The following is a 14,688-nucleotide window of genomic DNA, read 5'->3' on the forward strand; positions in this document are numbered from 1 at the left end:
CCCGCCTGCTCGGCGTACTGCGGGGGGCGGGGGCGGAGGGGCAGGCGGCTGTCCTGGCCGAGCGAGCCGCCGCGCACGTCGCCCTCGAGGACCCGGACGCCGTGGCCCGCCTGCTCGGCGTACTGCGGGAGGCAGGGGCGGAGGAGCAGGCGGCTGTCCTGGCCGCACGGTTACCTGCAGCGGGACACTTCGGCCGGTTCATAAAAATCAGCGACCACCGGAGCCGATTCCGGTTCGGGCGGGAGCCCGATGGGAGTGCCGCCCCTTCATGGGCATGGGATGACCTGGAGTGACCAGGCCAGGGCCACAGACCGAATCATCCGGTCCCAACATCACCAACATGCCTGAAGACCCCCCCTCGGTCGGACACCTGTGAGGCACGTCTCCAAATAGGGCAGTTACTCACATGCCTGACGCCTCGACGCTCCCCAGATACTTTGGCCGTGGCCCGGCAGAACACCTGGGCGGCGGCACACTGCCCGTAGTACGCAGCCCAGCCGACTCCGGACTGCCCCGACGGGGCGATCGCCACCACCGCACCCAACCGGGGGATCGGTGAGCCGGTTCGTGTCCTGGATCTGACGCCCTGACCCTGTGACTGGTTACTGGCCGGTGCTGAGGTGTGCTCGGCGGGTCTGAACGAGCTGCTGCCAGCGGGCGCGCACCGTCTCAAGGCCGTCGAGCCAGTGGGCGGAGGAGCCGCCTGGCAGGCGGAGGCCGGCCATGAAGTGGGCGATGTCGACGTAGTAGGCGTAGTCGCCGGTCCCGGCGAGTTCGTGCAGCCGATTGATGACGACACCGACCTTGTCCTCCTCGCCCTGGACGGCATGATGGAAGACCAAGGCGAGTTCGAGGGTGGCTTCGGCAGCGGTGATGCCGGTGTCGCGGATCTCGGCGCGCAGCGCTCGGGCGGCCTCAAGTCCAGGGAGGGCGCCCGCGTCACGGACGAGCGACGCGATCCTCACCGTGAGGTTGGTGGCGCGGAGGTCAAGACCGGTGAGGAGCTGCTCGGCGAGATGCAGTTCGTCGTCCGCGGCGTCAGGGTCGGCGAAGGCGAGCACGAGAGCGCGCTGGGCCTGGCTGGTGGCACGTTCTCCGGCGACGCCGTGCCGTTCGGCCTGGTCGCGTGCGGCAGCGTAGGCGGTGGCCGCCCGGTTCATGTCGCCGTGAGGCCAGACGATGTCACCCTCGACGCGGTGCTGTCGGCCGGCCCATCCGAGGGTCTGGGCGGTGTCGTACGCGGTGGGGAAATCGCCGGCGAGGCGGGCGAGGTGGGCCAGGCCGCGGCGAGCGGCGGGGGCGAGGCGGCCGGTGCCGTCGGCGACGACCTGCATCCCCTGGCGGGAGGCGGCGGAGTTGCCGAGATCACGGTGGGCCTTGGCGAGGTAGTACACGGCCATCTCGTGCAGGTCGGCCGGCAGCAGCCCGCTGCTGGTGATGGTGGTGAGCTGGGAGACGGTGACGGAGCGGTGCTCGTGCTGGCGGCGGGCGAGTGCGGTGAGGAGTTCGACGAGGGCGTCGGCGGCCGTTTCCAGTGTGCTGGTGCCGCCGGGTCGGGCGGGTGGGGCGATGGGCTCCCACACAGAGTCGCTGACGTACGCCCAGGCCGCGTCGGCGAGCCAGCCGAGGTCGAGCCGGAAGTCGCGGGCGAGCGGGAGGCCCTGGCGCAGGCAGCCGACCAAAAGCCTCCGGTCCCGCCCGGTGTGCGCGGCCCATTGGGCGCCGAGGGCGGCCAGGGCTCGGTCAGCGGCCTGCTGCCAGTCCCGCTGGGTCCATCGGTCGTCGGTGGCGTCGTCGGCGCTGCGGATGGTGGAGCGGATCAGGCCGTGCAGGTGGTAGGGCCACAGGCCGAAGGGGTTATCGCGGACGAACGGCCGCTCGATCAGCCGCATCGCCGGAGCTTCGTGCCCCAGGCCGGCGGCCGCAGTGGCGAGGGTGAGGTCGAAGGCGTCCAGCAGGCTGATGGAGCGCAGGACGTGGCGTTCGTCGGGGGTGAGGTCGGAGAGGGTGCGGGCGATCAGGGCACCGAAGTCGTGGTCGAAGTCGGCCGGGGCCGGCTCGCGGGTGCGGCGGATCTCCAGGAAGCGGAGTACCGACAGGTCGAGGTAGAGAGGCAGGCCGTGGGAGCGGTCGGTGATGGTTTGCCGGATGGGGGCGTTGAGGAAGGGCTGGCCGTCGCGGGAGAGTCGGCGGGCGAGGTAGTCGTTGCAGTCTTCCGGTGAGAAGTCGCCGATCAGCACCTGCCGCCCGCGGCGCCCTGCTGCCGCCCGCGTACGCGCCCCGGGGACGGCGGCACCGGCCAGGCCGGGCCAGGCGGTGGGCCCGGTGTAGTCGAGCTGTCCCTGCAAGGCGGGGTCGGCCCACTGCAGGCGGGAGCGTCCGGTGACGATGAAGTAGGCGTTGGGCATCAGCCACACCACCCGCTGGATGAGGCGCTCCAGGTCGCGGTGGGTGCGGTCGCCGACGTCCTCGAAGGTGTCCAGCAGGATCACCGGCGTGACGCGCTTGTCGGCCGGGAGCTGGGCAAGCTCCCACGCGAGCAGGTGGGGATAGAAGCTGAGCGATTCCAGGTCGGGTTCGGCTTCCAGTAGGTCGGCGAGCCGGGCGCAGCCGGCGAGCGCTCGTACGGTCTGCCTGCGCTCGCGCAGGGCGCGGACGAGGGAGCCGGTCACCTGTCCGACGGCGGTACCGATGCTGCCGGGCAGAAGGAGTGCCTGGGCGACGTCGGCCATGGCGGACTGCATCTGCTGCGGCATTGCCTTGCCGAACCGGCCGACCAGGCCGCCGCGGCGCAGGTACTCCTCCAGGCTCTCGCCCGGGTGCTGGTGCTCCCAGTACCGGCGCAGCGCCACGTCGAAGGCGGGCAGTGGGCGGCCGAGCGTACTGAGCGCGGCCCTGATCATCAGCACGAGCTGCTCGAAGTCCGTGCCGGCTGAGCGGGACAGGTCGATCCGTACGGGCAGGATGTGCTCCCCGGCCCAGGTGGGTTCGCCCCACTGCACGGGCCGGTCGGCGCTGGCCAGTGCGGCCTCCAGCTTGCGGGACAGCGTGGTCTTGCCGATGCCGCCGACCCCGTGGAACGCGAGCACGTTGTCGCGCGGCGCCTCGAGGTCCTCCACGTCGAAGGCTGTATCGGCCGTGTGCCGCAGGTGCTCGCTGAGCGCGGCCGCGACGAGCTCCCATTGCATCTGGCGGTTGGTGAAGGCCTCTCCGGCCTCCAGGCCGCGGTCGTTCGTGCTGAACAGCGCCCTGAGATCCCGACCTGCCACGTCCAACCCCCGATTCGGTGATCACCTCGGGCCAACCTATGCCGGTAGCCGGCCCCTTGGGGCAGCATCCCCCGGACGCCGGAGAGCGCGAAGGCATTCCGTACGCGGACGTGGCGCGTCGCGGCACTGTGCCACCGGAATCGGCCAGGGAGACAATGACCGTTTCCCGGCAAGATCAACGTGAAGGTGGTAGCCATGTCCGACAGCCCCGACTTCTCCGGCCTGGACGGCGGCGAAGAGCAGGCCGCGGCAGACATCGTCCGCGACGTGGTGACCTGGTACAGCACCCAGATCGCCGCCGAGCGCAGGACGCCGGTGCCCGACGAGGCGCGGATCGAGGAACTGACCGCCGGCCGTCAGACGGCGCTCGCCGACCAGGCGCAGCTGGCGACCGCCGACCCGGAGGAGGCCGAGCGGATCGCCACGGTCTACGCAGCCCGTCTGAAGGAGCTCAAGGGGTCGTAGCCGGAGGGCAGGCGCCGTACTGGCAGGGGCCAGGGGTGCGGGTGCGGCCGGTCGATGCGGGCCGGCTGCATCCGCGCGGGCATCATCGGTCGCGCGAGGTCGGCGATCTCGTCCAGTTCCCGCCGGTGCTGGGGAAGCGCCCGGCGCAGCGCCTGATGGAGCCGGAGGAACCGCTCGGCCTCCTCTGCGGTGTACGGCCGCGTGCGCTCCGCGGCGAGCGCCCAGGTCGCCCGCCGGCCCCCGCTCTCCTGTCGGAGCAGGGCCTCGCCGTCCCGCCGGATCACGGTCACGGCCGTGATCGCCGGATGCCGCTGCGCGGCGTCGACGACGTCGGCCAGGGCGCGGAAGCACACGTCATGGCCCGCTCGTGAGGTGAAGCGCGGGTAGCCGCCACTGTGGAGGGAGCGGGCGTAGCGCAGCGCCGTGGACAGCAGACTGTCCGCCTCCCGCACGGCCAGGACCACGAGCTCGACCGGGTAGCCGTCGGCCGCGAACGGCAGTGCGCTGGCGAGGAACTCCTCCACGCTGCCCGGCGCGCCCTCTATCAGCGTGTCGCCGCGGCGCCGGCGCACGTACGCTTCGGCCTCGGCGAACCAGGCGCGGTAGTCGGCGCGGATCGCGGCCCCGGCATTGCGGGGGTCCTCCTCCAGCAGGCGCAGGTAGTCGGGGTGCTGTGCTTTGAAGTCGTCGCCGACCAGCTGCGTCGTCCCCGGCCGCATGGCGCGCTTCACCATCCTGGCTGCCAGCAGCTTCCCCGCCCCCGGCTGGCCCAGCACGTAGACCGCGCGGGGATCGTCCCGGGAAACGATGCCGCTCAGGTACGACGGCGCGATCAGCTCGTCGAATACCCACTTGTGTTCCTGGGCTGACAGTCGGTGGTAGTCCACGCCCGGTGCCCGCCGTCGCGGCTGGGCGATGCGTCGGACCGGCTCGGCGAGCGCGGTGGCGCGCTCGGCATCCCGCTGGACCGCCAGGCGCCGGTCCTCGCAGTCGAGGTCGCGGTGCAGCCGCTGATCGGTACGCGCGAGCTCCCGGCGGAAGACGGCGGTCTCCTGCGCGGTCCAGGGCCTGGAGCGCTCGTAGGCCACCGCCCGCTCGGCCGCCGGCCGACGCCGCCAGCTGCCGTCGACGAGCTCGTTGTCGTACAGCACCGTGCCGTCGCGCCGTACGACGGTGATGCGGTCGGCTAGCTGCTCGGCCTCAATGACCGCCAGCGTTGCCAGCATTTGCCGGGCACAGGCGTCGTGGTTCTTCCACGACACATACCGGCCTCCGCCCTCGGTCGCCTCGGCGAGGAAACGGTCCAGGACGCCGAGCTGGCTGACTGCCTCCGCCGTCGCCACCACCACGACCTCGACCCCGTGGCCGGCCCGCCGGTACGCATACGACGACGTCCGGAGCTCCTCGATGTCGGCGAGGGCGGACTCGACCACCGCGTCGAACCCATGCACGCGAACGTGCTCTTCGACCGCAGCCTGCCAGCGGCGGGTGTCTGGCCGGACCCTCACCCCAGCGGTGCGGACATCGTCAGCCAGGAGCTCGCCGTACTGGCGATGCGCGGTCTTGTACAGGTCGCTGCAGATCCGCACCGCACCCCCACGGTGGTCCAAAGCCGCCTTGATCAGGTCGGCGACGGCGGTCTTTCCGGCGCCGGGCTGGCCGCCGACGATCACAACGACCGGCTGGCCTTGGCGCACAGCCTCCTTCGCCGCGGCAGGAAGGATCACTCGGCGCAGCACGTCCTGATGCTCTTCCTCGCTCAGCACCGCTCGGATGGCGCGCTCCAACTGACCGTCCTCACATGGGTGTTGTGTCCTTGAATGATCTACCGACGACACGGTAGCAGACTTCCGGCAGGGTTAAATGTTCGAGCTAAATAGAGAGCTAAAGTCTGCTACTGTTCAGCCTGGAGGTAGTGACATGGCATCCGAGGAAGAGCTGTTCGCGAACATCGACGCCCTGCTGGACGAGGAGCCGCAGCTCCCGCCTCCGGCCGAGCGCGCCCGACTCCGTGAGGCCGCCGGCATCACCCAGGCCCGCCTCGCGCAGGCCCTGGAACTGAAGTCGACCCAGAGCATCAAGAACTGGGAGAACGGCCGCAGCGAGCCGACAGGATCGCGCCTGGCGGCGTATCAGCGGCTGCTGAAGGGCTGGGCGGCGAAGTACCCGCCGCACGGCGCACCCACCGTGCTCCCCCCGGCCCCGGTGGCCCCGGTCGCCGCGCCGCAGCCGCAGGTGCCGAACACGTTCACTGGCCCGACCACTCCCGCAGCGAAGGCCGCCGCACCGGTCCAGGCTCCCGCCGCCCCGGCCGCGCCCAAGCGCCCCGCCCGCCCGGCCACGCGCCCCCCGTCGACGTCGCGGCGCCCGACGGCGAAGAAGGCCGCCACCCCCGCAGTGGACCCGCGCTTCCCGCACGGCCCGCTCGCCGTGCTGGACGGCGACGGCTCCGCGTACGGCGTCGACGGGATCGTGCTGGACTGCCCGGCGACCACGATCCCGGAGCTGGTGGAGTGGACGCTGCGCGAGTCCGGCCTCGGTGCGCCGAAGCTGAACCGCTACGGCAAGGACTCCGACCCGCTGATGGTGCTCACGGCGGCGGCCGCGGTGAAGCTCGGGCTGCCGGAGCGACTGGAGGGCCACGAGCAGCGCCGCTCCCTGCGTCTGCCGGAGGACCACCCAGTCGTCAAACAGGTCGCGAAGGCGAAGTGGCAGCTCACCCAGCGCGGGTTCGGCCCGTGGGCGCGGATCTACCGCAAGGCGCAGGGCCGGGACCGGCAGTGCGTGCAGCTGGCGATCCTGTCCTGGGACGCCCTCGATGAACGTTCCTGGCCCGGCGTCCCGGAGATGGAACCGGCCGACATCGCCCGCGTCCTCGGCGTCTACGCCCAGCGGGTCATCACCCCCCGCGGATCCACCGCCGTCTCCGGCCTGGAGCTGATGACGGCGCTGCGCCCGCCGACGAAGCCGGAGCGCGATGAGGAGACCGGCAACTGGATCTCGGGCCACAACCCGGGCTCGCTGGGGACGGAGCCGATGGACCCGGCCCCGCCGGAGGCCACCCCGGAGCACCCCGTCGTCGTTCAGTCCGGCTGGACCGGCGGGTTCCTCAACGAGGAGGCCTACCAGTGGGTGCGGTCGGTGGACTCGCTCAGCGATGAGGAGTGCATGCTGCCCTTCGCGGTCGGCCTGGACCTCAACACTGCCTTCCTCGCAGCCGCAGCCCGCCTGGTCGTCGGCCTGTCCGCGCCCGACCACTTCCACAACGTGAAGTTCAACCCGAAGATCCCCGGCTCCTGGCTGGTCGACCTGTCCCACATCGAACTGGACCCGCGCCTGCCCAGCCCGTTCACGCCGGACGGCACCCGACCGTCGGGCCCGGCCTGGTACCAGACGCACACCGTCGCCTACGCCCAGGAGCTCGGCTACGACGTGCACCCGATCGAGGCGTACCTGCGCCGCGAGACCGGCGCGTACCTGGACCCGTGGCACGACCGGCTCAAGAACGCCTACGTCGACACCCTCGCCGACCTCGGCGTCACCAAGGACCTGGACGACCGCGCCTTCCTCGCCGCGATGGAACAGCACAAGCAGGTCGACCCGGCTCTGGCCGCCGTCCTGTCCGCCATCAAGGCCACGGTGAAGGGTGGCGTCGGCAAACTCCGCGAGCGGCCGCAGGGCAAGCACTACAAGGAGGGCGAGCGGTGGCCGGCCCTGGAGCGGCCGACCTGGCGCCCCGACATCCGGGCCGCCGTCATCAGCAAGGCCCGGGTCAACATGCACCGCAAGCTCAACAACATGGCGAAGATGACCGGGCTGTTCCCGCTCGCCGTGCTCTCCGACTGCGTCGTCTACCCCTCGCCGGGCGCGAGCCCACTGGACTTCCTCCCCTACGCCGCCTCCGGCAAGCCGCAGCCGGGCGGCTTCCGCCTCGGGCCGACGCCCGGCCTGGCGAAGCTGGAGGGCGTCCAGGAGATGCTGTGGGCGGTCGACCTGATCGAGAAGGGCCTCAACCCAGCCCGGCACATCAAGGGCGGCGACGCGGTCCTAGACGAAGGCGAGTAGACCGTGGCCTCCGGCACCGGTTCCGTCCCGTCCCTGGAGGCCGGGCGCGGAGCTGGAGCGGACGCTGAACCGCCCGGAGGGCCGCATGGAGGCCTGCAGCTGGCAACGCGTACCCGCCGCACGTCGCCGCGGTTCGAGCTGTGGCGGCACGACCCGCGCGAGACGCGCGAGCCCTGGTTCCACCTGGTCGACCCCGATGACCAGGACCCCACCCCCGAAGGGAGCTGAAACTGTGGGAGAGATCGAGGACGCCATCGAGCGGGCCGACCGGGAGTCGTTCACCAAGGCGCCGCCGAAGACGCTGAAGGGTCAGATCGGCTACCTGATCCGGCAGCTCGGCAGCGCGAAGGCCGTCGCCCAGGAAATCGGCGTCACCGCCGACTCCGTCAACCGCTACCGGCGCGGTGCCCGCAAGCACGCCCGCGCCGACGTCGCCTCGAAGATCGACGACGCCGTACGGCAGCGATGGCAGCCCCAGGTACGCAAGCGCCGGCAGCGGCAGGCCGCCACCACCGGCGGGATCACCGTGGAGACCCGGGCCCGGTTCGGTTACACCGCGCCGGTCGGCACGACCGACGACGGACGGTTCCGGCGACTCACCGTGCACCTCCCTCCGACCTACGCGCAGCGCCTGTTCGACGCCCGCGACGCCGGAGCCAGCGACCAGCAGATGCGCGGTATCATCGCCGAAGGGTTTAAAGAAGTGTATTTTCAGGACGGCGGCGGTCGCGCCATGGGCCTGTCGGACGTGGCGATCAACGACATCGACTATCTGGATCTCGACTATTAAGGGAGAGGTACAGAACCAGCACTTTCCGATTCGCGAATACATGAGGAGATATCATGACTGACAGCGGGCACACCAATTCCACTCAAGGCACTTTATCGGCCAGCGGCGAGGATCTGAGAGCGCGCGAGGCAATCCATAACATTCGCCGCAACATTCAAGAAAAAAAGAGACTACTTCGCGTTCTCAAATTTCGATCCATTCTAGGTGTCGCCGCAGGAATGCTCGCCCCCTTATCACTCCTCTCCGGTATTGCTGTCTCCGTCGAGCTGAACCGTCGAGATCTCGGATCGGTTGCTGGCACCGCGACCGCAATATGGCTACCTCTCCTGTTGTCCAGTATTGTGGTGCTGATTTGGCTCGCCGGGAGCGATGTAACTGTTACGTCAGCGAACAACACTGAGCTGATCGTTGACCGTGAGGACCTGGAGCGGGATCTGGCCATTCTGCTGGATCAGCTTCACTTCCTCAGCGCTCGGACGCACTCCTCGGTCACTGAGCAGCGGGCCCTGTACCGCGAAAATGCCCACGAAGTGATCGACGATTATGCAGCGTTGAGTCGCAGGTATCGCCGACGACACAACAGCCTGCACGCTCTGATCACCCTTGGATCCGCCAGCATCGCCGCCGTTGCGGCCCTCGACCCTGGCCTAAACTGGCAGAAAAAAGTAATCATCGGCATCAGTTTTGTCGTCACCTGCGCATCTGGATTCAGTGGCTACTACAAATTCCGCGAACGAAGCTACTTTCTCCAACAGAGTGCGGACGCTATCGAAGAGGAACTGAACGCGGCACTGCTAGGAGTCGGCGAGTACAGCAATTTTAGTCCACATCAGAATGAAGAGCTGCTAGCTCACTTCGCGCAGCGCGTCGAATCCCTTCGTAACGAGCAACGGCGACGGCAGCAGCAGCTTGACCAGCCAGCAGAACAGAGCACTTCCACCCAGCAACCTCAGCAGTAGGACCACGACAGAGAGGTTTCGCGAGTACGCTGGCCATACACCCTGCCACCTCGTGCTGGACGGACGGCTCCCCCAGGATTTGAAGGCCTCTGTGCCGAACCGGGCGAGCTTCGCGCGGGTGTCGCTGGAGATGCGGTTGCGGTACGCGTAGGCGCCTTCAGCGCCGCAGTGACGTCCTGGGTGAGCACCGACGTGGCGAAGACTCCGTGCCGGAAGCCGCCCCCGGTCAACGGCAGGGGATAGGTGCTGCTGTACACGACGGGAGCGTAGGCCCCAACAGGTCCTTGGGGCAGGAGTTTTCCCGGGCGGCAGGACCTGACGGGGCCGAGGATGTCAGTGGGGTAGGCCATCATCGGTGGATGCCGCAGAAGAAGCCCCTCCCGCCGACCTACCGAGAGCGCCTCCTAGAGCAGCTCGACGCGATCGAGCGGGACTACCTCGCGGTGCTGGATGCCTCCGAGATCCAGTACGTGAACCCAAACGAACCGGGCGACAGCCTGATCCTCCTCGGCGCTGCGGACTGGGGTTGGGCACCGAGCGGCCCGGCGCTGGAGTCCCAGCGGATGGACCTGCTGCGCCGTCTGCGCGGCTGGCAGCCGCGGTTCCGGCTGCTGTTCCCGCACCCGACTCCCGAGGCGGCGGAGAAGCTCAAGGAGAGTCTGGAGTACCTGGAGCGCTGGCTGCTCCGCGAGGGCACGTGGTCCGACTGGTCCATCCCGCAGCACATGCCGGAGGCGGTGAACCTCCTGCAGGCGTCCATCCAACAGCTGCGGAACCTGACCGATCTGCTACCAACGGACCCGTGGCCGGTGCGCCTCACCGTCGACACCAACGCGCTGATCGACAACCCCGATCTCGCCGCCTACACCGGGCAGATCGGTCCGCGCTACATGGCGCACCTGCTGCCGGTCGTGCTGCGCGAGCTGGACGACAAGAAGCGGGCCGGCCGGACCGAGACGTTGCGGGAAGCGGCCAAGAAGGCCGACCGGCGTCTGAAGGGGCTGCGCGACAACGGCGACGTCACCCTCGGGATCCGGGTCGCCGGCGACGTCTACGCCGTCTTCGAGTACATCGAGCCCAAGTCCGACGCGCTGCCCGACTGGCTCGACCTGGACGTCCCAGACGACCGGTTCATCGCCTCGACCCTGCTTCTGCAGTCCCAGCACCCCGGCTCCGCGTGGTACGTCGCCACCAGCGACATCAACCTCCAGACCAAACTGCACGCCGTCGCCCTGCCGTTCATCGAGCCCTGATCCGCGCAGACCGAGGCCTCCCGGCAGGGTGTTGAGCTGTGAGGCTCACACCCCGTTTCCCCAGGTAGACGGCGTGCCTATGAGGCTGTGAGCCTGTGAGGTGCAGCTCGCCCCCATGCTTCCACATGCCCTGGTCCTGCCCGCCGACCCGGAGAACGATGGAGTCGTGGGCGAGCACGATGAAGACCAGGAGCACGGCGCCGAACCGGCGCGGCCGCCGCTCACTGCAGCCCCGAGCCCGGGAGATGACGGCCGGGCTGCGCGACGCGATGGACGCCGTCCGGCGCTCCGTGGCGGTGCTCGCTGCCCGCGTCCGTGACGCGCACGCCGCCCGCGTCTGGCTCCCCCTCGGGCACAACAGCTAGGAGTCGTACTGTCAAGCGGAGTTCGGCATCAGCCGCGCCCAGGCGTACCGGCTCCTGGATGTCGCCCGCTCCCTCACCGCGATCCACGCAGCGGTCATGGCCGGCACCGAGACGTCTCGCACGCGAGACAGCGACCCCGCCGCCGCGCTCGACTACGGCCTCTCCCAGCGAGCCCTGATCGCCGTCTCCAGCCGCAGCAGCGACGTCGCGGAGCTGATTCACCCGCCGCCTCACCACGCTCGCCCACAGCGGCCTCCAGACCCTCGACGAGGCCACGGTGCGCGCCGTGTCCGCCAGGCCGTCCGCTACATCCGCACAGCCCCGCCTCCGCCGCCCGCCGATCCGCCGGCGGACCCGGCCGTCGCCGCGCTGCGCGCTGTCGTCGACGACCTCGCCGCCAGCCCGCACGCGATCGGGGAGCTGATGCTCGAAGTCGCGGCGGCCTACCTCTTCGACATCGAGGCCGCCGACGTCCTGGCGCTGCTGTGCGACCAGATCGGCGAACCCTCGAACACGGCCTCGCCGCCCCTCCGCTACGCGATGTCCGGCGACCGCCGCGCCCTCACGGCACCGTCCTGTAGACCTCCCATCCCGCCCGCTCCTGTGAGACTCACAGCCCGTTTCCTCAGGTGGGCGCCGTGCGTGTGAGGGTGTGAGGCGCGGGCCTGCGTCCGTGAGATGCCGCTGCTCCTGGTCGTGCTGCTCGCCGTGGTGTGCAACAGGTTGCTACCCGGTGGGTAGCAGCGGTCGTCGCCGGGGTGCTGCTCGTGGTCCTGGCGGTGGTCATCGGGCTGCAGCGCAGCATTTGCATGGGCCAGGCGGCACACGGGTGCTGCACGGGTAGCAGGCCGGCCCCGGCCGGTGCAGCACGGCCAGCTGCTGCACGCTGCTCGAACCCCGCCGATACCCGCTGCTCCAGAGGCAGGCAGCAGGAGCACGGGCCCGTCCCCGCGGCTGCATGACAGCGCAGATCTGCCATATCCGGCAGGAGATCCATGCACGGCTGCTGCATACAGCGTCCGTGCGCCGAGGGGCCGCCGTTTGTTCTGCTCCTCCAGAACAATCCGGTTCACCTGGTGCTACCGGCCCGGCCGCTGCTCGCGGCGGGCGAGGCGGAGCGGCTGGCGTTTGTTCTGCTCTCCCAGAACAATCCGGTTTACCTAGTGCTACCGGCTTGATCGTATGCGGGCATGAAGAAGGCGCCGCACCCGGAGGTGCAGCGCCTGTGTATCTTCCCGGGGCCAGGAGCCCGCTGGAGGGCCGTTCACGGTCCTCGGTGGGGTGTGTTCAGCCGGTGGCGGCGAGATTGGCCACCTGGGCGGCGAACCGGGCCCGTCGCTGCTCGGTGAAGCTCTCGGGGTCGGCAGCCTTGATCTCGGGCACCGCCATGACGGGGGAGGAGACCGCACCGCCGGTCAGCAGCGGGTGGAGCTGGTAGCGGCCGTCCTCGAGGCCCCAGGCGAGTCCGCACTCCCGCAGCTCCTTGAAGCCGCGGTTCACGGTCGGCTTGCTCGCGCCCAGCTCGCGCGCCATCTCGTTCTGGCTGATCTCGGCGGTGCCGGTCTCCGGGTCGCTGAGGTACAGCAACTGGTCCAGGACTCGGCGGCCGGCGGTGGTGATGTCGACCAGGGCCAGGAGGCGCAGGACGTCACGGGGGATCGTGACAGGGGCCTCTGTGGGAGGGCTAGGGACGTAAGAGCTGCTCACGGAGCCTCACCACTTCCAATCCGGTTGACGTCTTTCGAGGATATGCCGCGCGCGGTCATGCGCTCGCCTTACGTACGGGCCGACGCTGCCGCAGCGTGACGACCTTCTCCTTGCGGCGGGCCGACTCGGCGGCCTTCTTCTCCGCCTCGCGGGCCTGGCGCCACTCGGTGGGGTAGTCGGAGAGCGGGATGATGCAGGCCGGGCCCTCCGCGCTGTTCCACAGCGCCTGCCACTTCTCCTGCTCGCCGGAGGTGCCGGCCACCGTGAGCCACGGGTTCAGCTGGAGGATCCCGCGCTTGGCGGTGCGCATCCAGCCGATGTGCGCGAAAAACTGCGACGCCTCGTTCACCGAGGCCGCCGACAGGTTGCACCGGGCCTGGAGGTCACGCTGGTTCGTCTTCACGAAGCCGCGGGCGGCGGCCCGGAGGTTGTCGTCGGCGCGGTTGGCGTTCTGCAGCGCCACGAGCTTGCACCAGACCTGGAACCAGGAGCCGGGCATCTTGAGACTGCCGAGCACGTCCATCAGCAGCCGGGCGTCCAGCACGTAGCCGCTGCACTCCGCGCTCGCGGCGAACTCGCGGCCCTTGATCTTCTCGACGCCCAGGATCAAGCCGCCCTTGCCGTCCGACCGCGCGACAACGCGCTCGCCGGGGCGGACGATCGGCAGCTGTTCCATCAGCACAGCCCTCCAGAGATGATCAATGTTTCGGGGAGCACGGTAGCACTAGGTAAACCGGCTTGTTCTGGAGGGGCAGAACAAACAGTGCCTCACAGTCACCTGACGACACGTCAGCTTCGGGGGGTGTTTGTTCTAGATCTCCAGAACACCCGGGACGCGTTTGTTCTGGAGATCTAGAACAAACGGTTTCACATCGCCCCAGGTCAGGGCCGGTTTCGACGCGAAACGCTCTTATGTGTCACTAGAGCTCGGTTGCCACACGAACCTCACTGACACGCCGCGCGGTGCGCAGCACAAACAGCTGGCAGCAGCGGGCGTGTCGCCGTCGACAACCAACCGGATCGGGGAGGCCGGCCTCCGTGGCTGAGCTCGCTTCGCGTGCGGCGCCGCGCCCCCGTGCGGGCCGTGGACAGCAGCAGCGGCTCTGAGTCTCGGGTCGTACCGGCCGTGACGTTCAAAAGCACGGAAGCGTGGCCGGTGCCGGTGGGCGGTCCCGCCGCCCGGCCCCAGGGGGCCGGGCGGCTCCGGTACCTCCGCACGTCGAATTCCAGTGCTCGTATATCTGGCCTTCCGTTCTGTGGCTGAGCGATTCACGGCCGCGCAATCTCTAATTCTGCCGGTAGTTTGTCACTAGGGGTTGGGGTGGTGCGGCTCAGACCCAAACGCTACACAGCGATGGCCTGTGATGCATCACTCCGGTGATGGGTTCCCTCACCCGGGTGACACGGCGGCAGAATCTGCATCACTCGGAAGGTTGGGCGTGTATGCTGACGTCGTATCAGTAAGCGTGAACACGTCGATTCGGTGCCATGGGAGGGCTTCGCGTGAAGCGCAGCGGAGCCCGTCACTGCGGTGAGGCCGGCATCCGGTCGAGCCGACAGCTCGCCACTTCCGTTGCGGGGGTAGTGGCCAGGAACCCCAAGCCCAACACAGGCCCGCGCACGATGCACCCTCTCGCTGCCAGTCCAGGCAACCGCGCTTGCGCGGGTGCCCCCAATTCGCGCTTGCGCGAATTGACCCGCTTTTAGAATTCCGTTTTACGGAATTCGATTCCCGCGCTTGCGCGGGAATCTGGCGGAGCGTTAGCGGAGCCGTCACTACTGCGCGGCTTGCCGCGCAGTATCCCGCTCCGCGGG

General features: G+C 69.3%; 12 protein-coding genes. 8 read left to right on the top strand and 4 right to left on the bottom strand.

Annotated elements, in window-relative coordinates; translation table 11 throughout:
* On the top strand, positions 1-293 hold a 293-nt coding region (locus tag ACH4B3_RS33995; RefSeq protein WP_398469611.1), incomplete at its 5' end, for a hypothetical protein.
* A 309-nt stretch (positions 294-602) separates the two neighbouring features.
* On the opposite strand, the gene ACH4B3_RS34000 is transcribed toward ACH4B3_RS33995, so the two are convergent.
* A complete protein-coding gene (locus ACH4B3_RS34000) occupies positions 603-3,269 on the bottom strand; it encodes an ATP/GTP-binding protein (protein ID WP_398469613.1) in 2,667 nt (888 codons plus the stop codon).
* A gap of 195 nt (positions 3,270-3,464) precedes the next feature.
* Between ACH4B3_RS34000 and ACH4B3_RS34005 the strand changes: the two genes are divergently transcribed.
* The gene (locus ACH4B3_RS34005) at positions 3,465-3,734 is read left to right on the top strand and encodes a hypothetical protein (RefSeq protein ID WP_398469615.1); all 270 of its coding nucleotides are present in this window, start codon (positions 3,465-3,467) and stop codon (positions 3,732-3,734) included.
* Here the strand turns inward: ACH4B3_RS34005 and ACH4B3_RS34010 are convergent.
* The gene (locus ACH4B3_RS34010; RefSeq protein ID WP_398469633.1) at positions 3,698-5,500 is read right to left on the bottom strand and encodes a zeta toxin family protein; all 1,803 of its coding nucleotides are present in this window, start codon (positions 5,498-5,500) and stop codon (positions 3,698-3,700) included. The genes ACH4B3_RS34005 and ACH4B3_RS34010 overlap by 37 nt on opposite strands.
* 154 nt (positions 5,501-5,654) lie before the next feature.
* Between ACH4B3_RS34010 and tap the strand changes: the two genes are divergently transcribed.
* The 6 genes from tap to ACH4B3_RS34040 all read left to right on the top strand — a co-directional run bounded on the left by tap (position 5,655) and on the right by ACH4B3_RS34040 (position 11,814).
* On the top strand, positions 5,655-7,799 hold the full coding sequence (tap, locus tag ACH4B3_RS34015) for a telomere-associated protein Tap (RefSeq protein ID WP_398469617.1): 2,145 nt from the start codon (positions 5,655-5,657) through the stop codon (positions 7,797-7,799).
* A 232-nt stretch (positions 7,800-8,031) separates the two neighbouring features.
* Positions 8,032-8,589 (top strand): telomere-protecting terminal protein Tpg, encoded by a 558-nt coding sequence (gene tpg / locus ACH4B3_RS34020; RefSeq protein ID WP_398469619.1) that lies wholly within the window; start codon positions 8,032-8,034, stop codon positions 8,587-8,589.
* A gap of 53 nt (positions 8,590-8,642) precedes the next feature.
* Positions 8,643-9,548 carry an SLATT domain-containing protein gene (locus ACH4B3_RS34025; protein ID WP_398469621.1) on the top strand — a complete coding sequence of 302 codons (906 nt, stop codon included), beginning with the start codon at positions 8,643-8,645 and terminating at the stop codon, positions 9,546-9,548.
* Between the two features lie 359 nt (positions 9,549-9,907).
* Complete coding sequence (locus tag ACH4B3_RS34030) at positions 9,908-10,801, top strand: PIN domain-containing protein (protein WP_398469623.1); 894 nt, start codon at positions 9,908-9,910, stop codon at positions 10,799-10,801.
* A gap of 179 nt (positions 10,802-10,980) precedes the next feature.
* A complete protein-coding gene (locus tag ACH4B3_RS34035) occupies positions 10,981-11,166 on the top strand; it encodes a hypothetical protein (protein ID WP_398469625.1) in 186 nt (61 codons plus the stop codon).
* Between the two features lie 96 nt (positions 11,167-11,262).
* Entirely contained in the window at positions 11,263-11,814 is a 552-nt protein-coding gene (locus ACH4B3_RS34040) for a hypothetical protein (protein ID WP_398469627.1), read from the top strand.
* A 639-nt stretch (positions 11,815-12,453) separates the two neighbouring features.
* Here the strand turns inward: ACH4B3_RS34040 and ACH4B3_RS34045 are convergent.
* On the bottom strand, positions 12,454-12,873 hold the full coding sequence (locus tag ACH4B3_RS34045; RefSeq protein ID WP_398469629.1) for a helix-turn-helix domain-containing protein: 420 nt from the start codon (positions 12,871-12,873) through the stop codon (positions 12,454-12,456).
* 55 nt (positions 12,874-12,928) lie between these two features.
* Complete coding sequence (locus ACH4B3_RS34050) at positions 12,929-13,549, bottom strand: hypothetical protein (RefSeq protein WP_398469631.1); 621 nt, start codon at positions 13,547-13,549, stop codon at positions 12,929-12,931.
* Positions 13,550-14,688 lie beyond the last annotated feature (1,139 nt).

The organism is Streptomyces sp. NPDC018031 (assembly GCF_044327625.1).
Lineage (GTDB): Bacteria > Actinomycetota > Actinomycetes > Streptomycetales > Streptomycetaceae > Streptomyces.